The sequence below is a fragment of the Marinobacterium sp. xm-a-127 genome (genome assembly GCF_013283425.1).
GTDB lineage: Bacteria > Pseudomonadota > Gammaproteobacteria > Pseudomonadales > Balneatricaceae > Marinobacterium_E.
This window is the reverse complement of record NZ_WBYH01000005.1, coordinates 50,443-76,608: the sequence shown is the minus strand read 5'-3', so window position 1 is coordinate 76,608 and position 26,166 is coordinate 50,443. Positions and strand designations below refer to the sequence as shown.

At 49.2% G+C, this 26,166-nt stretch carries 26 protein-coding genes; 16 read left to right on the top strand and 10 right to left on the bottom strand.

All coding sequences use genetic code 11. The features are described from left to right. Positions 1-72: 72 nt before the first annotated feature. Positions 73-744, top strand: coding sequence for a ribose-5-phosphate isomerase RpiA (gene rpiA / locus XMA127_RS09995; RefSeq protein WP_173482564.1), 672 nt, complete (start codon positions 73-75; stop codon positions 742-744). Between the two features lie 60 nt (positions 745-804). Here the strand turns inward: rpiA and XMA127_RS11980 are convergent, their stop codons facing one another. From XMA127_RS11980 to XMA127_RS09985, 3 genes are all read right to left on the bottom strand, one after another. Continuing rightward, entirely contained in the window at positions 805-927 is a 123-nt protein-coding gene (locus XMA127_RS11980) for a hypothetical protein (protein ID WP_256368141.1), read from the bottom strand. Between the two features lie 105 nt (positions 928-1,032). Further along, positions 1,033-3,510, bottom strand: a complete 2,478-nt coding sequence (locus XMA127_RS09990) for an ABC transporter permease (RefSeq protein WP_173482563.1) — start codon at positions 3,508-3,510, stop codon at positions 1,033-1,035. After that, complete coding sequence (locus XMA127_RS09985; RefSeq protein WP_173482562.1) at positions 3,507-4,190, bottom strand: ABC transporter ATP-binding protein; 684 nt, start codon at positions 4,188-4,190, stop codon at positions 3,507-3,509. The genes XMA127_RS09990 and XMA127_RS09985 overlap by 4 nt, the downstream gene beginning before the upstream one ends. A 94-nt stretch (positions 4,191-4,284) precedes the next feature. On the opposite strand from XMA127_RS09985, the gene XMA127_RS09980 reads away from it, so the two are divergent. After that, on the top strand, positions 4,285-4,893 hold the full coding sequence (locus XMA127_RS09980; RefSeq protein ID WP_254443080.1) for an arylesterase: 609 nt from the start codon (positions 4,285-4,287) through the stop codon (positions 4,891-4,893). Positions 4,894-4,941: 48 nt separating this feature from the next. On the opposite strand, the gene XMA127_RS09975 is transcribed toward XMA127_RS09980, so the two are convergent. After that, positions 4,942-5,526, bottom strand: a complete 585-nt coding sequence (locus tag XMA127_RS09975; protein ID WP_173481742.1) for a superoxide dismutase — start codon at positions 5,524-5,526, stop codon at positions 4,942-4,944. A 214-nt stretch (positions 5,527-5,740) separates the two neighbouring features. Here XMA127_RS09975 and XMA127_RS09970 point away from each other — a divergent pair, with 214 nt between their 5' ends. Next, positions 5,741-6,025 carry a hypothetical protein gene (locus tag XMA127_RS09970; protein WP_173499165.1) on the top strand — a complete coding sequence of 95 codons (285 nt, stop codon included), beginning with the start codon at positions 5,741-5,743 and terminating at the stop codon, positions 6,023-6,025. Here the strand turns inward: XMA127_RS09970 and nudE are convergent, their stop codons facing one another. Continuing rightward, positions 6,026-6,571, bottom strand: coding sequence for an ADP compounds hydrolase NudE (gene nudE / locus XMA127_RS09965; RefSeq protein WP_173481744.1), 546 nt, complete (start codon positions 6,569-6,571; stop codon positions 6,026-6,028). Positions 6,572-6,611: 40 nt separating this feature from the next. Here nudE and yrfG point away from each other — a divergent pair, with 40 nt between their 5' ends. The 7 genes from yrfG (at position 6,612) to zapE (ending at position 12,900) form a co-directional block, all read left to right on the top strand. Beyond that, complete coding sequence (gene yrfG / locus XMA127_RS09960; RefSeq protein WP_173499164.1) at positions 6,612-7,274, top strand: GMP/IMP nucleotidase; 663 nt, start codon at positions 6,612-6,614, stop codon at positions 7,272-7,274. Beyond that, on the top strand, positions 7,271-7,651 hold the full coding sequence (hslR, locus tag XMA127_RS09955) for a ribosome-associated heat shock protein Hsp15 (protein WP_173481746.1): 381 nt from the start codon (positions 7,271-7,273) through the stop codon (positions 7,649-7,651). The genes yrfG and hslR overlap by 4 nt, the downstream gene beginning before the upstream one ends. Before the next feature lie 67 nt (positions 7,652-7,718). Continuing rightward, on the top strand, positions 7,719-8,597 hold the full coding sequence (hslO, locus tag XMA127_RS09950) for an Hsp33 family molecular chaperone HslO (protein ID WP_173481747.1): 879 nt from the start codon (positions 7,719-7,721) through the stop codon (positions 8,595-8,597). Between the two features lie 186 nt (positions 8,598-8,783). Continuing rightward, on the top strand, positions 8,784-10,331 hold the full coding sequence (locus XMA127_RS09945) for a phosphoenolpyruvate carboxykinase (protein WP_173481748.1): 1,548 nt from the start codon (positions 8,784-8,786) through the stop codon (positions 10,329-10,331). 175 nt (positions 10,332-10,506) lie between these two features. Next, the gene (locus XMA127_RS09940; protein ID WP_173481749.1) at positions 10,507-10,788 is read left to right on the top strand and encodes a hypothetical protein; all 282 of its coding nucleotides are present in this window, start codon (positions 10,507-10,509) and stop codon (positions 10,786-10,788) included. 34 nt (positions 10,789-10,822) lie between these two features. Next, positions 10,823-11,305, top strand: a complete 483-nt coding sequence (locus XMA127_RS09935; protein WP_173481750.1) for an Ivy family c-type lysozyme inhibitor — start codon at positions 10,823-10,825, stop codon at positions 11,303-11,305. Positions 11,306-11,505: 200 nt separating this feature from the next. Then, on the top strand, positions 11,506-12,900 hold the full coding sequence (gene zapE / locus XMA127_RS09930; protein ID WP_217362096.1) for a cell division protein ZapE: 1,395 nt from the start codon (positions 11,506-11,508) through the stop codon (positions 12,898-12,900). 39 nt (positions 12,901-12,939) lie between these two features. Here the strand turns inward: zapE and XMA127_RS09925 are convergent, their stop codons facing one another. Beyond that, positions 12,940-13,896 (bottom strand): hypothetical protein, encoded by a 957-nt coding sequence (locus XMA127_RS09925; protein ID WP_254443081.1) that lies wholly within the window; start codon positions 13,894-13,896, stop codon positions 12,940-12,942. Positions 13,897-14,033: 137 nt separating this feature from the next. Between XMA127_RS09925 and trxA the strand changes: the two genes are divergently transcribed. The 5 genes from trxA to ybaK all read left to right on the top strand — a co-directional run bounded on the left by trxA (position 14,034) and on the right by ybaK (position 18,669). Continuing rightward, entirely contained in the window at positions 14,034-14,360 is a 327-nt protein-coding gene (trxA, locus tag XMA127_RS09920; protein WP_173481753.1) for a thioredoxin TrxA, read from the top strand. Between the two features lie 180 nt (positions 14,361-14,540). Beyond that, positions 14,541-15,800: a transcription termination factor Rho gene (gene rho, locus XMA127_RS09915; protein ID WP_173481811.1), complete on the top strand. Its 1,260-nt coding sequence runs from the start codon at positions 14,541-14,543 to the stop codon at positions 15,798-15,800. 83 nt (positions 15,801-15,883) lie between these two features. Further along, complete coding sequence (ubiD, locus tag XMA127_RS09910; protein ID WP_173494634.1) at positions 15,884-17,362, top strand: 4-hydroxy-3-polyprenylbenzoate decarboxylase; 1,479 nt, start codon at positions 15,884-15,886, stop codon at positions 17,360-17,362. Positions 17,363-17,439: 77 nt separating this feature from the next. Continuing rightward, a complete protein-coding gene (locus XMA127_RS09905; RefSeq protein WP_371731531.1) occupies positions 17,440-18,174 on the top strand; it encodes an NAD(P)H-flavin reductase in 735 nt (244 codons plus the stop codon). A 15-nt stretch (positions 18,175-18,189) separates the two neighbouring features. Further along, a complete protein-coding gene (gene ybaK, locus XMA127_RS09900) occupies positions 18,190-18,669 on the top strand; it encodes a Cys-tRNA(Pro) deacylase (protein WP_173481756.1) in 480 nt (159 codons plus the stop codon). A 22-nt stretch (positions 18,670-18,691) separates the two neighbouring features. On the opposite strand, the gene XMA127_RS09895 is transcribed toward ybaK, so the two are convergent. Together XMA127_RS09895 and XMA127_RS09890 are read right to left on the bottom strand one after the other, a co-directional pair. Next, positions 18,692-20,632, bottom strand: a complete 1,941-nt coding sequence (locus XMA127_RS09895; RefSeq protein ID WP_173499163.1) for an acetoacetate--CoA ligase — start codon at positions 20,630-20,632, stop codon at positions 18,692-18,694. 149 nt (positions 20,633-20,781) lie between these two features. Further along, the gene (locus XMA127_RS09890; protein ID WP_173481758.1) at positions 20,782-22,701 is read right to left on the bottom strand and encodes an FAD-dependent monooxygenase; all 1,920 of its coding nucleotides are present in this window, start codon (positions 22,699-22,701) and stop codon (positions 20,782-20,784) included. A gap of 180 nt (positions 22,702-22,881) precedes the next feature. Between XMA127_RS09890 and XMA127_RS09885 the strand changes: the two genes are divergently transcribed. Then, on the top strand, positions 22,882-23,298 hold the full coding sequence (locus XMA127_RS09885) for a MarR family winged helix-turn-helix transcriptional regulator (RefSeq protein WP_254442855.1): 417 nt from the start codon (positions 22,882-22,884) through the stop codon (positions 23,296-23,298). A 58-nt stretch (positions 23,299-23,356) separates the two neighbouring features. Here the strand turns inward: XMA127_RS09885 and XMA127_RS09880 are convergent, their stop codons facing one another. Together XMA127_RS09880 and folD are read right to left on the bottom strand one after the other, a co-directional pair. Further along, on the bottom strand, positions 23,357-25,135 hold the full coding sequence (locus tag XMA127_RS09880; protein WP_173499162.1) for a hypothetical protein: 1,779 nt from the start codon (positions 25,133-25,135) through the stop codon (positions 23,357-23,359). Between the two features lie 166 nt (positions 25,136-25,301). Further along, positions 25,302-26,150, bottom strand: a complete 849-nt coding sequence (gene folD, locus XMA127_RS09875; protein ID WP_173482549.1) for a bifunctional methylenetetrahydrofolate dehydrogenase/methenyltetrahydrofolate cyclohydrolase FolD — start codon at positions 26,148-26,150, stop codon at positions 25,302-25,304. Positions 26,151-26,166: the final 16 nt, after the last annotated feature.

Below are 26,166 nucleotides of genomic sequence, written 5' to 3'. Positions count from 1 at the left end.
TGCTATTGCGTCTAGATAGCCAGGCAAATGGCTGCTAAAACACCCGAAAATTGACTGTTTAGAGATGGATTGATGACTCAAGACGAAATGAAACAGGCGGTCGCACAAGCGGCACTGGATTATGTATTGCCAAAATTAAAAGCGGATTCGGTGATTGGTATCGGAACCGGCTCTACGGCTAACTGCTTTATTGATGCTTTGGCAGCACACAAAGGTGCATTCGAGTCGGCCGTGGCCAGCTCGGAAGCTTCTGCCGAGCGTCTGCGCTCACATGGCATTGAAGTGGTTGATTTGAACTCAGTATCAGGTATTGAGGTCTACGTCGATGGCGCCGATGAGTTCGATCCACACCTAAACTTAGTCAAAGGTGGCGGTGGTGCGTTGACTCGCGAGAAGATTGTCGCAGCAGCATCCAAAGAGTTTGTCTGTATTGTCGATCAGTCTAAGCAGGTTGATGTATTGGGCGCTTTCCCTCTGCCGGTAGAGGTGATTCCGATGGCTCGTTCTTACGTAGCTCGTGAGTTAGCGAAGCTGGGTGTGCAGCCTGAATACCGCCAGGGCTTTGTGACCGATAATGGCAACATCATCTTGGATGTTCACGATATGGAGATCCTCAATCCAAAAGGGCTAGAGCGAGAGTTGAACGACTTGGTGGGTGTTGTCACCAATGGTCTGTTTGCGCTGCGCCCTGCAGACCTTGTCCTGATGGCAACGCCAGAGGGTGTTGAGACACTGACTGTCTAAGTCGGAAAAGTACAGCCAAAAAAAGGAGCCATTAGGCTCCTTTTTTGTTGGTTGAGTGGCTTACCACTGAACAACCTGAGTCAATGCGATGCTGACTGGCATAGTGATCCAAGCAAGAGCAACTAGGTTGATTGCGATCCAGCCCCAGCCAGATTTGTCACGGAAGTTTTCGTCGTGTGCCATGGTTTTAAACCCTCAAATTTGTTGATGTAGATCAAAATTTGAGCGAATTCTACACATCTTTAATGAAAAATAACACTACTCCAATAGTGGAATTAGCCGTTGTTATTACCCATTGGATTTAAGAATGGCATAGCACTGCTCTATCTTAAGTGGAGCACGCAGCAGACTGGCTATCGCAATAAACGCGAAACTGGCCAGTATTGGCAGAGTGAGCCACAGCTCCCAGTGAGCAGAGAGCGGTATCTTCAACAAAAACTGATTCATGGCTGCCAAGGTGATCTCTGCACTGAACACAGCGAGTGAGCCACACACCAGACCCAAAAGACCAAACTCCAAGAGATCAAGCTGTTTGGTCTCAGTCGCTCTTGCCCCTAATGTTTGCAGCAGTGCCACCTCAGTTTTACGCTGTTCTAATGCTTGGAGCAGGGTGATAGTGACCAGAATAAGGCCAGTCGCCAGCGTCATAATCAACACAAAGGCCGAGCTTTCAGCGAGTCTTTCTAACCAGCCAGCGAGCTGTTTCATCAGTTGATCGATATCGATCAAGGTTAACGACGGGAATTCGCGAAGCAGTTCGTTCGCTTGTGCTTTGCGCTCCTCGGCCAGTTTAAAGCTGGTGATCCATGTGCCCGGATAAGATTGCAGTGCTGCTGGCGAGAAAATGACGTAGAAGTTGGGTTGGAAAGATTCCCACTTCACTTCACGCACACTGGTGATGACACCACTGACGGGTTGGCCACCGACGTCAAAGCCGAGCTTGTCACCCAGTTTAAGCCCTAGATCCTCCAGCATGTCCCGCTCGATTGAGATCTGGTGCTCGCTAGAGTCTGAATCCCACCACTCACCTTGGATGATCTGGTTATGCACCGGTGGTTGCTGGCGCCAGGTCAGGTTTAACTCACGGCGTAGAGAGTTATCCTTTAACTGCTCTTCGTTTAGCTGAGGTCTGATCGGTGCATCGTTAAGGTCCACTAATCGCCCGCGTATCATGGGATAGAGTTCGGTATCAATGTCGCGATCTGCCAAAAACTGATCGACCCCTGGCTTTTGCCACTCCTGGATATTGATTAAGAAGTAGTTCGGCACGTCTTCAGGGAATTGCGCTTGCCACTCTTTGACTAAGTCCTGACGAGCCACCCAGATAACGCTCAACAACATCAGTAACAGTACCATGACACCCGCTTGTAATCGGTGCCATTTACGTTGCTGACGCAAACGCATGATGAGCAAACGCCCAAGGGCAAGACGGTTAGCTAAAAAACGCCCGAGGCTATGCAGAATCAGTTGGGCCAACCAACCGAACAGCAGGCCACTGATACCCAGCATGATCAGTAAAACCGCAGCAGCGGCAGGCGCCGCCAAAAATAGCAGTAATACAGCGCTTAGCAGTACCAGACTGATGAGGTAGAGTCCCCAGCTTGCTTTTTGAGTCGTGTTTGTCTGGTCGCTTCGTAGTAGTTGTGCAACGGGCACCTTGGCCTGCTCCAGGGCTGGAGGCATGCCGAGTAGAAGTAGCATCGCATACCCCAACGCAGGGCCTATTAAGTAACTAGTCCACCGCGCGTTAGGGAGCGCTTGTGGAAGCAGACCGGATAGCCAGATATCGGCTAGGCCAGCGAGAAGAGCGCCAGCCATCCCGCCAATCACTGCGATAAGGGTTGCGGCTATGCCGAGCTGCCAAAAATAGAGCCTTACTAAGGCGTTGGGTGTTAACCCCATGCTTAAGAAGAGCGCGCTGCGACTCTGCTGGGCATGACCGAAGCGACGCAGTGCCAAAAGAATGGTCAGTGATGCGAGCAGTAGGGTCGTCAGTGAACTCAAACGAACATAGGAGAGGCCGTTAGCGAGAGCGTTACCGGTGACCGGTTGATCATTGATCAGTGACAGTATCCGCTCGTGGTTCTCCAGCGTCGGTTTTAGACGTGCCTCGTACGTTTTAAGCTGATCATTGTCACCACTGATCAGTAGACGGAACTCGGCTCTAGAGCCTGGGCCCAGTACCGCGCTCTTCTCAAGATCTTGCTGATTGACCAGAAGATGAGGGTTGAGTGTGTTGAAACCGCTACCTCTGTCGGGGGACTGTTTTAACCTGGCGGTAAGCACTAGATCGGCATAACCGAACTGCAGGGTATCTCCAATCAACAGACCCAGTTGATCAATAATGCGCTCTTCAGCCCATGCGGTTCCAGGCTCAGGTACCGCTACTTGCATAGGTGGATCAGTAATCACCTCTCCCCTGAGCGGGTAGGGATCAGAGATTACTTTGGCTGAGCTTAGGATGAGGTTGTCACCAGCACCGACCATGGTGGGGAATTGAATCACTCGGGTGGTGGTTAGCCCCAGCTCTTCAGCTAGGTCCGTGCGTTGTTCATTAATGGGTCGACTGGATCGAACGACCAGATCGGCCCCTAGCACTGAGGCACTCTCCCTGAGGAGGCCACTCTCTAAACGATCACTGACGATCGATAGAAAGCTGGTCAGTGTCACAGCGAGTAGAGCCGCAAGGATTAATACTCGCCACTCAATGGTGCGCAGTTGCACCCACAGCTGTCGCCTTGCGATGCGGGGAATGGCAGAACTCATGACAGCTCCTCGATAGCCCCATTACTCAGTTGAATTCGACGCTGACAGCGTTTTGCTAGCTCAAGGTCGTGAGTGATCAATATCAGCGTTGTGCCCTGTTGCTCGTTTAATGAGAAGAGCTGTTCAACGATTTGCTGCCCCGTCGCTTCATCGAGGTTGCCGGTAGGCTCATCGGCAAAGAGCAGGGCAGGGTTACCTGCAAAAGCACGCGCTATCGCCACGCGTTGCTGCTCGCCACCGGAGAGTTGTGAAGGATAGTGATCAGTTCGATCACCCAGCCCGACGTTTTGTAGCCATTCCGACGCTGTTGCCTCCGCGTTTTGCTGCTGGCGAATCTCAAGGGGTAGTGCGACGTTGTCCTGTGCTGTTAGCTCGGGCAGTAGGTGAAAGGATTGGAAAATAAAGGCAATTTTATCGGCTCTGAGTTTTGCTCGTTCTGCATCCGACAGTGACTCTAAAGGCTTACCTTCAAATTCGACTGTCCCAGAGGTGGCCGTATCCAACCCCGCAAGCAGACTGAGTAGCGTCGATTTACCGGCGCCAGATTTACCGATGATCGCTATCGTCTCCCCGGCATTAATGGTTAGGTTGAGATTGACGAACAGATCCAGTGTTCCGCTTCCGGTCTTAAACTGTTTTCCCAGCTGTTTTGCTTCAAGTAGAACGGAGCGGCTAGTCATGGTGTCCTCTTAATGATCCAATAGTCTTCTAATACCCTTACGACTATTATTAATTTTGGGTTTGTTACGTCGCTTTTAAAGGTTCGAGGTCGTTTTGTTAAAGAATTTCATACTGCACTTATTCATCGCTTTTTGGTTAGCGCTGCCGGTTAAGGCAGCGGATATTATGGTGTTGGGAGATAGCCTCTCGGCCGGTTATGGATTAACCCCGGGTGAAGGTTGGGTAGAGTTGATGGAACAGCGTTTGGAAAGTTCCGGTCTGACGTTATTAAATGCCAGTGTCAGTGGTGAAACCACAGCCGGGGGGCTGGCGCGACTTCCCGATCTGTTAGAGCTACACGAACCTAAATGGGTCCTGCTTGAGTTAGGAGCCAATGACGGTTTACGCGGTACTCCTCTGAATATTATTCAAACCAATCTTGAAGCTTTGGCCAGTAAGATTACTGAGTCAGGTGCAAAGCTGATTGTGATTGGTATTCAGCTACCGCCCAACTATGGTCCACGATACACCCGCGCTTTTTTTAATCTATTCCCCCAGCTGGCTGAAACATTTGATGCACCACTCGTGCCATTCCTGTTAGAGGGCGTGGCGACCGATTGGGATCTGATGCAGTCAGATGGCCTACACCCTAAAGCGGTCGCTCAGCCGATCATTCTTGAGACCGTGATGAGTGTTGTGGGACCGGAAATAGGCGTGCAGTAGACAATAAAAAAGAGAGCCGAAGCTCTCTTTTCAATGACGGGCTACTGATTAAGCCGCTAGGTTTGCGTTTGCAAAGTCCCAGTTCACAAGTGACCAGTAACCGTTTAGGTAGTCTGGACGTACGTTGCGGTAATCGATGTAGTAAGCGTGTTCCCAAAGGTCTACAGTCAGGATCGCTGTTTGACCGTTAGTCATTGGCGTGCCTGCGTTGCTAGTGTTTACGATCTCTAAAGAACCGTCAGCGTTTTTAACCAACCAAGTCCATGAAGAACCGAAGTTGTTAACCGCTTTGTCGTTTAGCTCTTCTTTGAACTTGTCGAAAGAGCCCCACTGAGCGTTGATCGCGTCAGCAATAGCGCCTGTTGGCTCACCGCCACCGTTTGGTGATAGGCAGTTCCAGTAGAAGGTGTGGTTCCATACCTGTGCTGCGTTGTTGAATACGCCGCCAGCTGGTGCCGTTTTGATGATCTCTTCTAGAGATTTACCTTCAAACTCAGTACCTGGTACTAGGCCGTTTAGCTTAACCACGTAAGTGTTGTGGTGTTTGCCGTGGTGGAATTCTAGAGTTTCAGCAGAGATGTGTGGTTCTAGTGCATCTTTTGCGTATGGCAGTGCTGGAAGTTCAAAGCTCATTTTATGCTCCAATCATTTCAGTTAGTCAGGGCATAAAAACCCTGGCGGTAAGTTAGTGGATGCGATCATATCACCTTTCGCCCGACTATTAATGGCACAAAAAGTAATGTCTTTAGATCACTCGGTTGTTTCGTATCTGCAACTAAAGATAGCTGAAATTATGTTCACCTCTGATTACAATGCGGCCATCTTGATCATTTACAAGGCTTAAAGCATGTCAAAGGTTCTGTTGTGGATCGCCGTTGTTATGGGCGCCATCTACATTGTTCGTGTTAACTACTTTGGATCCAAAACCTACGAACCGTTTATGAACGGTTGTCTGGTGTCAGGTGCCTCTGAAGCGCGCTGCAGCTGTCTAACCGATTATGTCCACGAGCGCTTTGACGACTTGGAAGTCGGTCGCATTCTGCGTAGTGATCGGTCTGATGCTGGTTTTTCTGAGCGCGTGGATGGCGTTATTGCAGCTGGTACGTTGGCCTGTAAGTCTGCGGATCAGTAACTACTGCTCGGCAAGCCATTGCTTGACCAGAAACAGTGCGGCAATGGCTCGGCCTTCATGAAAATCACTCTGCATCGCCAGTGTCTCGATATCCGCCAGTGGGTATTTCACAACTTCCAGAGGCTCTGGTTCATCACCTTCTAAACGACTCTCATAAAGATCCTGCGCCACAACCAGCGTCAGTGAGTTGCCCATGTAGTTGGGCACCGCGCTCATATTCCGGATAACCTGAAGTTGATTGGCAGCAAAACCAGCCTCCTCTTGAAGCTCTCGATTGGCTGCTTGTAGGGCATCTTCGCCGGGATCGATCACGCCTTTGGGTAGTGTTAAGACATAATCATCAAAGCCGGTCGCATACTCTCGAATCAGAACGATGTTCTGTTGGGCATCGATGGCAAGCACCATGACGGCGCCTCGGCCCTTGGATGCCAGACGTTCAAATCGACGCTCCTCACCATTGCTGAAGCGAAGGTCGACCTGCTCGACATGAAACAGTGCACTCTTCTCTGGCTTAGTGACCTTCAAAATTTCCGGTTTGATCGGCATACTGGTATCCAAATAACGTTTCCTAGAGTGTTCCCCGATTATGCTTCAATGGCAAGAGATAGACACCGTCTTCTTAGATATGGACGGCACCCTGTTGGATCTTCACTTCGATTCACACTTCTGGCTTGAGTTTCTGCCTGCTCGTTACGCAGAGATTCACCAAATCGATGTTGAAGAGGCTAAGAAATATATCCTGTCGAACATTATGGAGGAGCAGGGGACATTAAACTGGTACTGCTTTGACTACTGGAGCGAACGCTTTCAGCTTCCGATTGCTGAGTTAAAACATGAGGTGGCCGATAAGATTGGCTATCGCCACTCTGTGCCCGAGTTTCTTGCTTGGCTCAAACAGAGTGGCCGACGTGTGCTGATTGTCACCAATTCGCATCGGGCAGGGGTTGATTTAAAGTTCTCTCGTACCAATTTAGCGGATGAGGTGCAGGGTGTGATCAGTTCACACGACTATGGCTATCCGAAAGAGTCGCAAGCCTTTTGGGAGGCTCTGATGAAGCATGAACCCTTCGACCCTGAACGTACATTGATGGTGGATGACAGTCTACCGGTTCTACAATCCGCACATGATTTCGGCATCAAGCATCTGCTAACGATTGATCAGCCTGATCTGCAGATGCCCCCACGCGACATGAGTGATTGTGACTTTATGTCGATCAATGATTTTAATGAGGTAATGGTAAACGAATGAGTAGCGGTATCCGTCTAGATAAGTGGCTTTGGGCTGCCCGGTTCTACAAGACCCGAGGCATTGCCAAAGAGATGATTGAAGGCGGTAAGGTGCACTACAACGGGCAAAGAGCAAAGTGCAGTAAAGCGGTTGAGATTGGTGCCAAGCTTAAGATTCGTCAGGGCTACGACGAGAAAGAGATCGAGATCGTTGCACTCTCTGATCAACGTCGTGGCGCGCCAGAAGCTCAAAAACTCTACGTTGAGACTCAAGCCAGTATCAATAAGCGCGAAGAGAACGCAGCGATGCGTAAGCAGTTGGGCTCAGGGCCTGATGCACGACCGGATAAAAAGAGCCGTCGTGAGTTGTTGCGGGTTAAAGGTTATTTACGAGATTGATAGCTGAAACCTGCACCAATTCCGCGTAAAATCGCGCCCCAATTGTTAAATTATTATAGGTCTTCTGATGAGCACACCTGATCAAATTCAACGCGTCCTGTTTGATAATGCCGACGTGCGAGGCGTTGTTGTCGGTCTTGAAGAGAGTTTCCAGCAAGCGATTGCTTATGGTGACTACCCGGATGAGATTCGCCACCTGTTGGGCGAGATGTTGGCGGCGGTTGTGCTACTCAGTTCAAACTTGAAGATCGAAGGTCGTTTGTCACTTCAAGCACAGGGCGACAGTGGACTGCGTCTGCTTCTTGCTGAGTGCAACGATAAAGGCCAGGTCCGTGCGATTGCTCGTTTTGACGAAGAGACTCTAAAGCACGGCGAGCGTTTCGATCACTCCTTTGTTAATGGTCGCATGGCGCTGACCATGGAGCCTGAACAGGGTCAGCGTTACCAAGGCATTGTACCGCTTGAAGGGGCGAGCGTTGCCGAGTGTATCGAAGGCTATTTCCGCCAATCAGAGCAGCTACCCACGCAACTGATTCTGACCACCGATGGTCAGCGTGCCGCTGGCATGATGCTGCAAGTGTTACCGGCTGCTGGCAATGGTGATGAGGATTGGAATCACATCTCTACTCTGGCGCAAACCCTGCAAAACGATGAGCTACTCGAGTTGGATAACGAGACACTGTTGTATCGTCTATTCCACCAAGAGAGCGCACGTATCACAGATCCTGAGCCTTTAAGCTTCTCGTGTGACTGTTCACGTCAACGCAGTGCAGCCGCTCTGCAAACGATGACCGAAGAGGAGCTTCTGAGCCTTGCTGAAGAGCATAACGGTGTCGTATCAACAACTTGTCATTTCTGTAATCGCAGCTATGATTTTGATGCGCAAGACATTAAAGCACTGTTCCACAACGATGGGGCATTGAACGAGAGTGACTCGTTACACTAAAGGTTATCGATCTGGGGGTTTGTTAGAGCCCCCGGCTATGAGATAATCGCGCACCTACAAAAAGAGTTGGCCACGACCTTTCAAACCAACCACCAATAATATTATTTAAATTATTTTCCGCGTTCCGCCCTCTTTGAGGACGGTAACTTTTAGGTACAAATGGGTTAAAGCCCAAGGGATCAGTTGATGACTAAAGAGTCAATCGCAGAGAATCACCTTAACCTGACGCCTGCCGCGTTGGTTGAGGCTGCTATCGCACGCAATGAAGGCGTACTAGCAAACACAGGTGCACTTGTCGTTACTACCGGTAAGCGTACAGGTCGTTCACCAATGGATCGTTTCATCGTCCAAGAGCCAAGCACATCCGATGCCATCTCTTGGGGGCCAATCAACCGTCCATTCGACGCAGACAAGTTTGATGCATTATGGGCGCGTGTTGAAGCGTACATTTCTGAGCAAGAGTCTTTCACTTCTGAAGTGCATGTCGGTTCTGATCCAAGTCACTACCTTGCAGTGCGTATGACCACTGAAACTGCATGGCAAAATCTTTTTGGTCAAAATCTCTTCATCCGTCCAAGCGACTACAACCCTAAGGGTAAAGAAGAGTGGCAAATTCTTAACGCTGCTGGTTTCGAGTGTGAGCCAGAGCGTGATGGCACCAACTCTGATGGCTGTGTCATTCTGAACTTCGCACAACGTAAAGTGTTGATCGCCGGTATGCGTTACGCGGGCGAAATGAAGAAAGCGATGTTCTCTGTACAGAACTTCCTTCTACCTGAAAAAGACGTGCTACCAATGCACTGTTCAGCGAACATTGGTGAAGATGGCTCAACGACGCTCTTCTTCGGTCTTTCAGGTACTGGTAAAACAACCCTTTCTGCAGACCCAAGCCGTTACCTAATCGGTGATGATGAGCACGGTTGGGCGAAAGGCGGTGTCTTCAACCTAGAAGGCGGTTGTTACGCTAAGACAATCAACCTTAGCCAGAAAAACGAACCGATCATCTGGGATGCAATCCGTTTTGGTGCAATCGTCGAGAACGTTGTTCTAGACGAGTGTCGTGAAGCGGATTACAACGATGTCAGCCTGACAGAGAACGGTCGTTGTGCCTACCCGTTGAGCCATGTTGAGAAGCGTTCGGCGACTAATATGGGTGACGAGCCAGATAACATCGTATTCCTAACCTGTGACCTAACCGGCGTACTGCCTCCTGTCTCTATCCTGAGCAAAGAGGCAGCGGCGTACCACTTCCTATCTGGCTACACAGCGTTGGTTGGCTCTACAGAGATGGGTTCAGGCGGCGGCATCAAGTCGACCTTCTCAACCTGTTTTGGTGCACCATTCTTCCCGCGTCCACCAAGCGAGTACGCAGAACTACTGATCAAGCGTATCGAAGAGTACGGCTCTAAAGTTTACCTAGTGAATACCGGTTGGACCGGCGGTAGCTACGGTACAGGTGAGCGTTTCAGCATCCCAACGACTCGCGGCATTATCTCAGCGATCCAACACGGACACCTTAAAGATGTGGAAACTAAGCACATCCCTGGTCTAAACCTAGAAGTGCCTGTGACCGTTCAGGGTGTTGATGACAACCTACTTGTGCCACGTGATACTTGGGCAAACGGCGCCGATTATGATGCTGCTTGTGCCGATCTGACCGCACAGTTCGTTAACAACTTCGAAAAATTTGAAGGTGTTGATGAGAAGATCATTGCTGCAGGCCCTCAAATTTAAGAGGCTGCATGCAGTATAGAGAGGCGACCTAAGGTCGCCTTTTTTATTGCTGTGAAAACTAATTTCGAACTTAAACCTTGGGTACTCCATGTAAGAAACACCTGGCTTTGGCGGTGTAAGTTAATCTGTGATTCAATAGAAAAAAATATCAAGGGTTTAAAGGAGGGTCTGAACGATGTTAGATGAGGACTTAATCGCAGACTGGCTCGGACCTGTATACCAAATACTTCGTTGGCTTGGTTTTTCTGAAGCTTGGCACTTTGGTGGGTTGTTCATCTTCTTCGCTGTAGGCTTCATTGTTTCCATAAAATTCACGTCCAAAAAACCAGCCATAACTTTGAACCAATCTGAAATCGATGCGGTTCGCGAGGCAAAAAATAAGAAGGGGTTGTCAGGAATACTTGCAGCTTTCAAAGCAGGTGAACAAGTGGGCAGCAGAAACAAAAAAAATAAATGAGACTGATATCCACTCAGGACAGAGGGGCTCTTCTATGAACAATCAAATAGCAGCTGTGTTGAGCGTGTTAATGCTAGCGGTTCCAGTTCAAGCCGAAGAAAACCCAACGCGTGACGATTTCTCCGATGTATTAAAACAACCAATGCCTGACTATCTCACAGACGTGATCGACAAACCGGACTATCGGATGAAATGGAACGGTCTGTTTGAAGGCGAGGTTGGTGTAGATCAGTGGTTGGCTGAATACCTGGACAACGGTGCCGTGGAGCATCCAGTTGAGTACGTAGAGGAGGGCGGTTTCGTTTTTGAAATTTATAGTCTGTGTGAGCCTCACAACTGTTGGGGTAGCAAATTTACGTTTGTCGTCTCCAAAACATGCCCTCTAGTTCATGGGGTGATGACTAGTTTCGACGAAGTGACTCGCCAATTCGGCGTAAAGCTGAAGTTCTATGATGGGGACAAGCCAATTTATGTTCTGCCTCAGTTTGCAGACCTTTGCAGAGCTGAGCTCAAATAACTCTCGTTATCAACTATAGCCAAAAGGTTATCAGACCGATAAACAGATCTAATTTCATATTACTGAGGCTTGGGGGTAAATTTTAACTATCTAACAAACAGGAGAAACGCGATGAGTGGTTTCAATGAAAGACTTGATCATATATTGCCTACCATACCGTATTACTGATCAGATTCATGATGAGTACGGTTAGGAAGAATATGGCAGCACAACATTTCGTCACCCAGCAACCCCTATCGATAGGCCCCGTGACTGAGACCTATGAACGAATGGTGGATGCGGGGGAGGTGCAACGAGATGAGGCACAAGTCACACTAGCCGCAAAACTCGATGCTCTGCATGATTCGCTTGCCTTGCTACCGCCAGTCCCTGTGGGTTCTGATAAATCGATAGCGAGCAGTACTACTAGCAACAGCCCGCTTCCACTTGGACGATCTTTGGTCTCCGCTCAGTTCTCTCTTCGAAAGAAACTCAATTTGTGGTCTTTTAGTCCACCACCGCGCGGTATCTATATTCATGGTCCGGTCGGAGTCGGCAAGAGCTTTCTAATGGACCTCTTTTACGCGTCGGTTAAGGCTTCTATTACCAAGCGCCGCGTCCACTTTCATGAATTCATGCTAGACGTGCACCATCGCCTATTTGTCTTCAAACAGAAGCACCCACTAGATGATGTGATGCCTGTTGTTGCACAACAATTGGCACAGGAAGCTCAACTCCTCTGTTTTGATGAATTTCAAGTAACCGATGTTGCCGATGCCATGATTTTGAAGCGACTGTTTTCATTGTTATTGGATAGGAATGTCGTAGTGGTCGCCACCTCAAACCGCTCCCCGGATACATTGTATGAGGGAGGCATTAACCGATCCCTCTTTTTGCCATTCATAGACATGTTAAAAGACAGGTTCGACATTATCTCCATGGAGGATTCCGCCAGAGATTATCGACTCGAAACTCGAGCAGATGGTCATTCCTATTTTTGGTCAAACAAGGATGTACATGGCAATAACAACATTCAGTCGCAGCTTAAAGATATATTTGGTGGCACTGTATCGGGAACTGAGGACGAGGTCATTGACGTACGCTTCGGCCGCACCGTCCAGGTCAAACGACATAATGACCGGTGCGCCTGGTTTGATTTTTCCGAGTTGTGTCACCAGCCGCTTGGCGCGTCCGATTATATTTCCCTTTGCGACCGATTTCCGGTCCTCATCATCGACGGTGTTCCGCAATTAGACGTCAATCACCTTGACGAAGGGCGACGATTTTTGACCCTCATTGACCTGTGTTATGAATCTCGCACCCGCTTGGTGCTGGCAGCCAACGTCCCACTCGATGAACTGTTTGTCGATTTCTCAGCGCAAATTGAACGCAGCGATGGCAATGAAGAGTTGTTTGTTAGTGAAAAAGGGGGCAACTCAAGCTCCTTTGCGACGACCATGATTCGTTCCAAAGAGGGTGAAGATATGGAGTGGTCGGCAACGGGTCTAAATGGCGCGTCACTGGCAAAATTATCGGCCGCCAATGATCTAGCCTTCTCTTTTCGACGAGCCGCGTCTCGGTTGGTCGAAATGAGTGGTAAGGATTGGGGGCGGTAAAAACTTCAACGACTCAAAGCCGCCTCTCAGTTTTTAATATTACTCCTGCTTTCTCATGAAGAATCGATAGAAGGTTTGATCTGATATCAGAGGTAGTAGCCGCGTTAGTAGGGCAATGATAATCAGTGCAAAAGCCAATCTAGCCCAGAGTATGCCGTGCAGTTCTGCACCGGTTAGTGCGATCAGTAGGGTATCTTCAATCAGGCTGTGACACAGGCCAAGAAGGGCAAAAGAGGCAAAAATATCGCGTCCACTGATGGTGCCTCGCTCTGCTTCACGAATCAGTAATCCGCCACCATAGGCTAATCCCAGTGTCATCCCTATTAAGCTCATCGGTAGGGCTTCTCGTTTAATACCAATCAGTTTGAGAATCGGTCTAAGTAGATATTCGATGGCGCGCTCTAAACCCGTCACTTTGGCAATTCTTAGAACGGCTACCAAACCAAAAATGACGACAACGGTCCAAAATAGCATCTCGAGTTGTGCACTTAGCCACGCGGTCCAACTGTTGTCACCAATCTCTGGGGCAAAATCGAAGCTAACCAGCTGCTGCATGCTGGGCATATCTTGGTAGACCCAGTGCATACAGATCGCAAGCCCGAGTGCGCCGCCGATGCGAATTAGAATCATCGGCAATAATCGGCAACCCCCTCGATAGGTGATGGCGATCTCAACAATCAAGTTGTGCGCACCCAGCATCAGGATGCCCATCAACGTAATCTGCTCAAGTGTCCAGGCTTGTGAGTAGGTGAATAGGACAATTAAGCCTGCGTAGATGTTGGTGAGCAGCGTGGTGGCCCATACAATGCCGGCAATGGCTGGTAGACCTAGCCACTCCATAGGTGCACTGAGTGTGTCGGCTAAGAAGTCGGCTGCACCGATTAGCTCCAATAGGCGTACAATGACGATGGCTGGGATGAGTATTTTGAACAGGGTCAGGGTAACGCGAACACTGTCCTCTGTGACTTCACGCAGGTGTTTCATTAGTGGATTCATCACAGTTCTCGACATCATTCCCATTATTGGTGAGCAGATGCTATTATTGGGCAAGTTATTTTGCAATTTAAGGTTGATGTCTTGTTAAGACAAGTCTTGCAACCGCTTCGCGTAAAACGCATTGGAGATAAGAACAGATGAGCGAAAACATCCTAAACGTAACTGACGCAAGTTTCGAAGAGGACGTCCTAAAGGCTGAAGGTCCAGTACTGGTTGATTACTGGGCAGAGTGGTGTGGCCCTTGTAAGATGATTGCACCGGTCCTAGAAGAAGTTGCGACTGAGTACGCGGGTCGTTTGAAAGTGTGTAAGTTGAACATCGACGAAAACGCTGAAACCGCTCCTAAGTTTGGTATTCGTGGTATTCCAACACTGATGATCTTCAAAGGCGGCAACGTTGAAGCAACCAAAGTTGGCGCACTGTCTAAGTCGCAGCTAACGGCGTTTGTTGACGCAAACATCTAAATATTAGGTAAAAGGCGGGATATCCCGCCTTTTCTTTGTCTATTGGCTAGACAGCACCACCAACTGGTTATATATTAACTCCGTTGGTTGATTTCTGACCAACCCAAATAATCTTCTTCTAATTTCAATCATTCCTGTCTCGCGGCTCTCGTCGTGCACGACACTATTCATAACGAAAAAATGAACCTTACCGAACTCAAACTAAAAAGCATGCCTGAACTGCTCGATATCGCAGCAGAAATGGGCCTAGATAACCTTGCTCGTTCTCGTAAACAAGATGTCATCTTCTCGATCCTTAAGAAGCACGCCCGCAGTGGTGAAGATATTTACGGTGACGGTGTTCTTGAAATCCTACAGGATGGCTTCGGCTTCCTTCGTTCAGCGGACTCCTCTTACCTAGCTGGACCTGATGATATTTATGTATCGCCAAGCCAGATTCGTCGTTTCAATCTGCGCACGGGTGACACCATTGCCGGAAAGATCCGCCCACCGAAAGACAGTGAGCGTTACTTCGCACTGCTTAAAGTGGCTGAGATCAACTACGACAAGCCTGAAAATGCCAAGAACAAAATTCTGTTTGAGAACCTTACGCCACTCTTCGCTCAAAAGCGTCTGCGTATGGAGATCGGTAACGGTAGTACAGAAGATATTACCGCTCGTGTCTTAGACCTAGTGACTCCGGTTGGTAAAGGTCAGCGTGCATTGGTGGTTTCTCCACCTAAAGCCGGTAAGACACTGATGCTACAGAACATTGCTAATAGCATCACACGTAACAACCCAGAGTGTTACCTGATTGTTCTTCTGATTGATGAACGTCCGGAAGAGGTAACCGACATGCAGCGTACGGTGCGTGGTGAAGTGGTAGCTTCAACGTTTGATGAGCCGCCATCACGCCACGTACAAGTGGCTGAAATGGTGCTAGAGAAAGCGAAGCGTCTAACCGAGCACAAGAAAGACGTTGTCATTCTACTTGATTCGATTACCCGTCTAGCCCGTGCCTACAACACGGTTGTGCCTTCTTCGGGTAAAGTACTGACCGGTGGTGTCGATGCGCATGCACTTGAGCGTCCTAAGCGTTTCTTTGGTGCGGCACGTAACATCGAAGAGGGTGGTAGCTTGACGATCATTGCTACGGCTCTGGTTGATACGGGCTCTAAGATGGATGAAGTCATCTTTGAGGAGTTCAAAGGTACTGGTAACGCCGAAGTTCACCTGGATCGTCGCGTTGCTGAGAAGCGTGTCTTCCCTGCGATCAACATTCGTCGTTCAGGTACGCGTCGTGAAGATCTTCTTACAACAGAAGAAGAGCTCCAACGTATGTGGATTCTGCGTAAGCTGTTGGATCCAATGGAAGATGCGGCCGCAACTGAATTTGTCATCGATAAACTGAAGGACTTCAAGACCAACGAAGAGTTCTTCCTTTCGATGAAGCGTAAGTAATCAATCTGAGCGTTTATTTGGCTTAGTATTGAAACAGGGCGAGCATTTACCACTCGCCCTTTTTTGTTTTTGCCGAGGATTGTATGGCGACACCTAAGTACAGAGATCTGCGTGATTTTATTAGCCAGCTGGAAGCTCGTGGTGAGCTTAAGCGAATAACGCATCCTGTCGACCCCAATTTAGAGATGACAGAAATCTGTGACCGCACGTTAAAAGCCGGTGGTCCAGCACTGCTGTTTGAAAACCCGGTTGGTTATGACATGCCGGTATTAGGCAACCTGTTTGGTACACCTGATCGCGTTGCACTGGGCATGGGGGAAGAGTCCGTTTCGGCACTGCGCGATGTCGGTAAATTGCTGGCGCAACTTAAAGAGCCTGAACCACCCAAGGGCTTTAAAGATGCACTGGACAAAATACCGCTCTACAAACAAGTGCTGAATATGGGGCCTAAGGTAGTCAAAAAGGCGCCCTGTCAGGAAGTGGTACTTGAGGGTGATGCTGTCGATTTGGATCTGATTCCGATTCAAACCTGCTGGCCAGGTGATGCTGGTCCTTTGGTGACCTGGCCATTGGTCATTACTCGCGGCCCAAACAAAAAGCGTCAAAACCTAGGTATCTACCGTCAGCAGAAAATTGCTAAGAACAAACTGATCATGCGCTGGCTGTCGCATCGCGGTGGTGCGTTGGATTTTCTTGAGTGGAAGCAACAGCATCCAGGCGAGCCGTTCCCGGTTGCGGTGGCTTTGGGTGCGGATCCGGCGACCATTCTGGGCGCTGTGACACCGGTTCCCGATACTCTGTCCGAGTACGCTTTTGCTGGACTGTTACGGGGTGGGAAAACGGAAGTGACGTCCTGTATTGGTAGCGACCTGCAAGTGCCTGCTAGTGCAGAAATCGTATTAGAGGGTTACATCTACCCTGACGAAATGGCGGACGAAGGTCCGTTTGGTGACCACACCGGCTACTACAACGAGGTCGACAGTTTTCCCGTCTTTACGGTGGAACGCATCACGAAACGTGCTGATGCGATCTATCACAGTACTTACACGGGCCGTCCACCGGATGAACCGGCTGTTCTGGGCGTTGCATTGAACGAGGTGTTTGTACCGATTCTGCAGAAGCAGTTCCCAGAAATTGTCGATTTTTACTTGCCACCAGAAGGATGCTCTTACCGCATGGCGGTCGTCAGTATGAAGAAGCAGTACCCGGGTCATGCTAAGCGTGTGATGCTGGGGGTATGGTCCTTCTTGCGTCAATTCATGTACACCAAATTTGTTGTCGTTGTGGATGAAGACGTGAACACTCGTGACTGGCAGGATGTCATCTGGGCCATTACTACGCGTATGGATCCGGCTCGGGATACGGTGATGATTGAGAATACCCCGATCGACTATTTGGACTTTGCATCCCCTGTGTCTGGGTTGGGTTCCAAAATGGGATTGGATGCGACCAATAAGTGGCAGGGCGAAACGGATCGTGAATGGGGAGAGCCCATTACCATGGATGAGTCGGTGAAACGTCGAGTAGATGATATCTGGGCTGATCTTGGAATCGACGACTAAGTCCCCACTATTTAGTTACCTGACTAGAGTAAATTGTTAATTCACGCATCGCGTGGACTGTTATTTGGAGAGTGAACGTGGCAAGGAAAGTTACGACGATTTTATCGGCTGATCTGTTAAATAGGGATGTTTACCGTATCCGCCTTTTGCTTCCTGAGTCTGAGCAAGCGGGCGCTGAATTTAAAGCGGGACAGTATCTAGATATCTGCCTGCCAGACGGGAAAAAAGCTTCATTCTCTATTGCCTCGGCACCCGAGGCAGGTCGTGAATTAGAACTTCACATTCGCCATATGCCTGACAGTGAGTTTAACGATTCGATTGTCCAACATCTGCTGCATCAACCGAGCGTTGAAGTGGAGTTGGCGATGGGCGACTGCACCATCAATCTAGATGAGCTCAATGACGATCAGCCCATCATCTTTGCTGCCGCAAGTACCGGTTTTTCACAGGTGAAAAGCATTGTTGAGCACCTGATCGCCAGAGCGCGCAAAAATCCGATCCATGTCTATTGGGGTGCCCGGGTTGAAGAGGATATGTACCTCGAAGCGTTGCCGAAGAGCTGGGCAGAGCACCACGCCAACATTCACTTTATTCCTGTCGTTAGTGAACCAGATAAGAGCCCGGGTTGGAGTGGACGTACGGGCTTACTACCAGCGGCCATTGTGGAAGATGTTGACGACCTGACAAAAGCAGAGGTGTTCGCATGCGGATCGCCGGCAATGGTGTATGCACTGTTGGATGCTTTAGAAGAGCAGGGCTTTACTCAGAGTCAGATGAAATCTGACGTGTTTGCCTACGCTCCGCGTCCTTAATCATTAAATTCACCTATGACCCCTGCTATTGATGCTGCCAAAAAGGCAAAAATATCCTTCAATACGCATCAGTATGAACATGCACCCGGGGCCGCTTACGGCCTCGAAGCTGCAGATAAGTTAGCCCTCGACCCAGGTCAGGTTTTTAAAACTTTGATGCTTGAGACTGACCGAGGCCCAAATGCGCTAGCGGTCGCAGTCATACCAGTAGCAGCAACGTTGGATCTCAAAGCCGCAGCCAAAGCGCTAAAACAGAAAAAAGTATCGATGGCGGATCCTCAGGTTGCTCAGCGCTTAACCGGCTACTTGGTTGGAGGGATCAGTCCACTGGGGCAGAAGCGAGTTTTTGCTACCTTAATTGATCAGAGTGCCGAGTCTTTGAAGACTTTGTATGTCAGCGCTGGCAGACGTGGACTTGAGATTGAGTTGGCACCAACTGACCTGTTGAGAGTCACACAAGGTCAGTTTGCAGCGATTGCTAAGTTTAAAAATTAATTAGTTTGGGTCGTTTTAATTCCTAAACTCCTAACCCTTCAAACAGCTCTAACGCCTCTGGATTAGCCAGTGACTCTCTATTTTTAACCGGCTCGCCAACCAGCACGTTGCGTACTGCTATCTCAACGATTTTTCCGCTTTTGGTTCTCGGGATGTCCGTAACCGCTTTGATGATACCGGGTACATGTCTCGGCGTGGTGTTGTTGCGGATGGTGCGTTTTATCTCGGCCACTAGGTCGTCGGTGAGTTCCAGGCCGTCTGCGAGCACGACATAGAGCGCTACCACGACATCATCCTCTTTGGGTAACCCGACGCAGATGCTATCGGTGATTCCCGCGACCTTTTCGACTTGACGGTAGATCTCGGCTGTACCGATTCGGACACCGCCTGGATTCAATACCGCGTCAGAGCGACCGTGGATGATCACGCCCTTTCGTTTTGTCAGTTCAGCGTAATCACCGTGCGCCCAGATGTTATCGAAGCGTTCAAAGTAGGCTGCTTTGTAACGTTCACCCTGCGGATCATTCCAAAAACCGATGGGGCGGCTAGGGAAGGGGGCTGTACACACCAATTCACCCTTCTCCTCGAGCAAAGAGTTGCCTTCATCGTCATAAATATCAACGGCCATACCTAAGCCTCTGGCCTGTAACTCGCCTGAGTAGACGGGGAGGGTCGGCACACCCAACGCAAAGCATGAGACGATGTCGGTTCCGCCTGAGATAGAGGCCAGATGAAGGTCTTGTTTAACTGAGTCATAGATAAACTCGAAACTTTCCGGTGAGAGTGGCGATCCGGTCGAGAGTATCGATCTAAGCTGAGCAAAGCTGTGGTGCTGATTGGGTAAGTAACCGGCATTCTGAATCGCGGCTATGTACTTGGCGCTGGTGCCGAAGGCAGTGATCTCCTCTTGCTCCACGATGTCCCACAGTGCCGAGGCAGTCGGGTGGAAAGGGGAGCCATCAAACAGAACGAGTGAAGCACCAACTGCTAAACCAGATGCCATCCAGTTCCACATCATCCAACCGCAGGTTGTGAAGTACATTAACCGGCTGTCAGGGCCTAAGTCTGTATGTAGGGCTAGCTCTTTCATGTGCTGGAGCAGTGTTCCGCCAGCGCCATGCACGATGCATTTAGGAACTCCTGTCGTGCCCGATGAGTAGAGGATGTAGAGCGGGTGATCAAAAGGGAGTTCAACAAAATCGATGTCGCCGGCTTGGTCGTCCAGTGCCTCTGACCAAGGCTGTGCTCCCTTGATCCCCGTTAGATCGGGTGAATCATTCAGAAACGGGTAGACCACGACCCCTTCTACACTGGGAATGCGATCAACGATCTCCGGTAGTTTGTCGAGGTTGTTAATCTGTTTGCCTGCGTAGTGGTAGCCATCTACCGTAAAGATCAGTTTCGGTTCAACTTGCCCAAACCGGTCGACGATGCCATTGACACCAAAGTCAGGTGAGCAGGAGGTCCAAACCGCTCCCAGTGCTGTGGTGGCCAACATCGCAATGATCGCCTCTGGCGCATTGGGTAGGTAACCTGCAACACGATCGCCGGCGCCGATATTCATCTTTTTCAGGTAGCCCTGTACCGATGCAACCTGCTGAAAGAGCTCTGCATAGGTCAGCGTTCTGCGTTTGCCATTCTCACCCCGAAAAATGATCGCAATGCTGTCATCGCGACGTTTTAATAGATGCTTGGCAAAGTTGAGCTTGGCCCCTTCAAACCAACGGGCGTCACGAATTCCAATCCCGGTTTGTAGAACCTCTTGTGCTGGCTGACTGAACTCAATATCGAGAAACTGGCACACCGAGCCCCAAAACTGATCGGGCTGATCGATACTCCACTGCCACAGATCATCATAAGTCGACAGTGCCAGTGAGCACTGGTCGTTCACGCGGTTTTGGAATTCGGTTAAGCGTGCAGCTGCAATGCGTTGATTACTTGGCTGCCATAGCAGTTTAGACATGAGGTTACCTAGGGTTAAGACACTATAAGAACCTTAAGTTAAGGCGTTCATTCACTCAAGCGGAAAAACAGCGGAATTCACTTCGCGAAACCGTTGATGTGCGCAATAAAAAAGGCACCCTGAGGTGCCTTTGATCCTTGGATCTGAACTTAGTTCTGCTCAACAAAGATGTTGGAGAAGAAGTCGGCCAATTCGTCGGTTGCCGATAGTGGCAGTACGTGTGCGATGTACTGGTCTGGACGAACGACGATCATACAGCCTTGCTCACGATCGATACCGCGCATATCGAAGATGTCGCCATTACCTTTATGATCAACACAGAAGACTTTCTCATGATCCTGGATACCCAGCTTGCCCTTCTTAGGAATCAGTAGAGAAGGCATTTTATCGTAATCCAAGTCGTAGAATGTCTGCTGGAATACAGCGCGAACATCAATGACTGAATCGATGTCAGCACCTGACTTGGTGTACTTAACAACCGGTGAGTTGCTGTCGTTCTCTAACCAGTCCGCTAGCGTATGAATGGCAGAGCTTGAGCTGGTGTCGTTTTTGCCTGCAAATGCGTAGATTCTCCAACGAGCATCGGCCTGAGCTGCGTGACCAAGTTGCATGTGCTTAGCATCTGATAGGCGTAGAACCGGCGCTGAGTGGAAACGACGTCCAATCTCTTCTCCTGTTGCTAGTGCTTGGTAAGTTTGTGCACCGGTTAGAATTGATTCATCATATTTAACGGCCAGACCGCCGGTGAACTCCAGATTCTCTTTGAAGGCACGAACGAAACGAGGCTCATCGCCTTTATCCAGTTCAGACGTACCAGGAGGTGCCGACATGATGCGCGCCCACTCGTGGTCGGTCTCAACAAGACGTTTCGCTTCTGTCCAACGCTCTTTAGAGTAAGTGTGTAGTAGAGATGCGTCTGATTGACCAGTCAGTACGTGGACTAACTTCCAGCCTAGGTTGAAGGTATCTTGCATTGATACGTTCATACCCTGACCCGCTTTCGGGCTGTGCGTGTGACAGGCATCGCCCGCAGTGAATACGCGAGGGTTGCGAGTTGCACGCTCTTCATCAGTCACATCATCGAAACGGTCCGTCATGCGGTGACCAATCTCGTAAACAGACCACCAAACAACCTCTTTCACATCGATGCTGTATGGGTGCATGATGCGGTTAGCCGCTGCGATCGTGTCATCCGATGTGAACTTGCGGTTGGCAACGCGCTCATCTTCTTTTAGTTTATCCAGCTCCACGTACATACGGAACATGTAACCACCTTCACGAGGAAGGATCAGTACGTTGCCCTCAGTGGCAGAGGTGATCAAACATTTCTGGCGAACATCAGGGAAATCTGTGTTAGCTAGGATGTCCATTACACCCCAAGCCTGGTGAGCAGCATCGCCGTGCAGCTCGCCACCAATGGCGGTACGAACGTTAGATCGTGCACCGTCACAGCCGACCACGTAGTTAGCGCGAACAATCTTCTTCTGGCCTTTGTTTACACCGGTGTTCACCAGAGTCACTGTCACTGGGTATTCATCAAGAGATGGGTTTACTTCCAACGTCTCTACCGACCAGTTGTAATCTGGTTGCATACGCGTCGGTGAGTTATCCATCACCTCAAGGAACCACTGGTGGATGCGTGACTGGTTAACAATGATGTGAGGCATTTCAGATGAGTCATCAGCAACATCCTGTACACGGCCAATGCGTTGGATATTCTTTGGATTTTCTGGGTCTGGCATCCAGAAGTTGGTCTGGTTTACCCAGTAAGCTTCACGCTTAACGGCATCGGCAAAACCAAAGGCTTGGAACATCTCCATGGTACGCGTGTTGATACCATCGGCTTTACCTTTTTGGATATTCATTGGGCTTGGTTCAACGATCATCGTGCTGATCTCGGGGAACTGAGAGAGCTGAGCCGCCAGACAGAGGCCTGCAGGGCCTGTACCTGCAATCAGTACATCGACTTTTTCAGGAAGAATGGCATTAGGCGCGAATTCGCGACGGTTAGGTGCAGCATTTTTGCGATCTGGGTTACCACCACGGAAACCATCTTCGTAATATTGCATCACTAGACTCCTTATTATCTTCTGTCTCTTAGTGCGGCTCAGAGAACCTTGTTAGTAAGTATGCTTACTATTTGTGCTCATAGTGTAACCAAAGTTTTATGTGGTTGTAAACTAGTAAGTATACAAACTAGTTCTTTTCAAATAGGATGGAACAAACAGTAAAAAGTGTTGGAGAACGAGTTGTCCTACTACGAGATGCCTGGTCACCTGATACGTCGCTTAAGTCAGCAGTCGAATCAGGTGTTTCAAGATGAGATGAAGCGTATCGGTGCCGATGTCACGTCGGTGCAATTTGCCTCAATGCAGGCAATAGAGTTGCATGGCGAGATGGAGCAGTCACAGATCGCGCAGTCGATTCACTACGACAAAGCGACGATTGGAGGCGTGATTGATCGACTCGAAAAACGTGGTTGGGTAGAGCGTAAATCAAACCCCAAAGATCGACGCGCTAAATTGGTGACGCTAACCAAAGAAGGGCGTAAGGCTCTGGAGGAGATCACCCCAGTGGTTAAGGCGTTGCAGGATCAAGTGGTAGCCAATTTAAGCGACGATGAACGGGAGCTTTTTATTAAGTTGGCGCAAAAGGTTGTCTCTTAGTATTGACGGTTCGAGCCTATTAATGAGGGTCCGATAACGGCACATTTCGGGCATACGATTACTGAGGACGGGTATAAAATTTTATACCTTTCGATGGCTTGCCATTTTTAATAGCAACAGAGATCGATGATGCTCCTGAGAAGCCCAGCAGTCTTGCTGCTTCAGATTGCGAGTCATAAGTACCAATGTGACTCCCTGATTCACAGTCGTAGGCATATATCTTCTTTGGAGCGTTCGGTACTCTGATTGTCGGTGCTGGAATTTTATGACGCTGACTGATCGCTGCAATTTGTTCGTGAGTTAGATCTGAATATTGCCAATGAAACCCTCCTGCATGAGGTCGCTTTCCTCTGCATACAGACGTTATATGACTAGGGTTTACTACAAACCCTTCTTCAGCAAAGATTCTTGCCGCATCAGTTGAACTGTGAAAGTGGATATTAGCTTCAACGCAAAAGACAGGCTTCCCGTTTTTATTCGGCTCTGAGCAATTTTTTGCTTTGTTTCTTAAAATCGCCTCGGAGTCCCTGGACTCGATTTGCTCAGCAGTAAGCCACAAAAGTCCTCCAGACTGTCGGCGATGACCGCTAAGTGCCAAAGATACGTTTCGAAAACCTTCACGTGAAGCATCGGCAATAGTGTTGAAGCGTTGCTCGATCTCCAACGTCTTTGGATTAACCCCGACAACAGCCTTGGGTTGGTTTGCAAGATCTTTCGGTCGATCTGTTTTTACTTCAGCGAGTTTTGCTTCGATTCGATCAACAACCCTCTGCGCGGTTTCATAATCAGCTACTGTTTGCTCTAGCTGGTTTTTAAGTGCGTCTTCGACTTTCTGTCGTTGACTTAGGTACAGTAGTTCTGTGTCGCCGCTCCAGCGCTCGCCCTGTCTCATGCCCTTTTTGAATATGCGGAGGTCACGATAGTCGTAAAATTGTTCCAGAAGCATGCTCTCGAAGGTGTAGGCAGTCACTTCGTCCAGTTGAACGGCGTAATAAATCTCTTTTAAATACCATTTATACCGTTCATCCAGACTTCTTATAGTTACTCCTACCTTTAAGCTATCAATGCCAAAGACGTTTACGCGCATTATGCCAAGCCAAGTAGACTTGCCTCGAGATTTCTCTTCGATCAGTCTTTGAAGTCGCTGCGAGGTATACCCTGAATTTCTGCGTTTACATTCAGGGCACATATAAGAACCATTTCTGAGGGTGGTAATGTTTGTTGTGAATTTACCATGCAGGTCGCAAAGCATCTGAGCCTTGAAAGACCCAGCGGTCTGGTCTCTTGCAATTATGTGGATATGATCGGGTAGCTGTTCCTGATAAAGAGCAATCAGGTCTTCCGTTTCGTGCCTACGCCCAGCAATCGTAGCTTCTCGCGCACAGATCTCGCACCCGTGGAGCTTATTGTCCTTGAGGTAACTTACGGTTGTCTGCATAACAGTATTATGCCGTTTGCAACGAACTCGAGTTGGGGACCCTGCACTTTCGTAGGGATCTAACAACTCCAGATGATCAGGTAATTCATTTTCAATCCATTCAAGAATCGAGTCTTTATGCAATGCTATCCTAGCCTCGCTTTTAGCTCGTTTGCCACACTGGTGACATCCACCACCTTTTTGCGTCAAATGCTGAGAGGGTGTAGTAAAAAAATGACCATGCTCATTGCATATAATTTCTACTGGTTCTTTCTGGGTGGTGTATGTTGTGGATGCAGGGCCGTAGTCGAAAGCATTTCCCCACTTATCGACAGATTTGGCTCTCCATCGCTCAAAGTTTTTTATTCTTTTTTGCTCTGTAGCTTCTACGGAATATCGTCCAACCATCGTCACTTTCACTTTGAAGATTCAATTTAATGGTAACAGATACACTTATTTCTCAAACACGAATGTCTCAAAAGGGTCGTGAGCAGCCGTCTGCGTGGTGCCGATAAGTAACAAAAAGGAGAGCTATTGCTCTCCTTGTTTTCGTTGGTTAATAAATGCTATGAGTTGGCGTTAAGCTCTAGCTGGAGATCTTCTTCTCACCTGCTGCGACACACTGGAAGATCAGTGTGTTGATGGTCATAGGGCCAACGCCACCAGGTACTGGAGTCAAAGCAGCAACACGACCTTCTAGTGGTGCCAGTTCGATATCACCTACACCGCCTGGGTGGTAGCCAGCATCGACAACGATGGCACCATCTTTGATCCACTCTGCTTTAATGAATTCTGGGCGGCCAACCGCACCAACAACGATATCAGCCTGTTTGATGATGTCGGCTAGTCCTTGGGTGCGTGAGTGACAGATGGTCACAGTCGCATCTGCGTTTAACAGCATCATACCCATCGGCTTGCCTAGAATAGGGCTGCGACCAACTACGACAGCGTTCTTGCCTGAAAGCGGAATGTCATAAGCGTCTAGAAGACGCATAATGCCTTGTGGAGTTGCGGAGCCGTATGCCTCTTCTTGCATCGCCATGCGACCAAAGCCAAGACAGGTGACACCGTCTACGTCTTTCTCTAGCGCGATGGCATCGAAACAGGCACGCTCATCAATCTGTTCTGGAACTGGGTGCTGCAGCAGGATGCCGTGACAGTTTGGATTACTGTTCAGCTCTTGGATTTTCTCTAACAGCTCTTCGGTGGAGGTCTCTGCACCCATCTCAACCGTGATTGATTCCATGCCGATACGTTTGCAGGCATTCTGCTTCATGCGCACGTAGGTTGCTGACGCTGGGTCAGCGCCTACCAAAATAGTGGCTAATGCAGGCGTTTGACCGCCGCTTTTCGCTTTAAGGTTTTCAACGCGTGTAGCGAGTTCAGCTTCGGTTTTTTTAGCAACGGCGCTGCCATCAAGAATCAGTGTGGTCATGGTTTTCCTGTGGTTG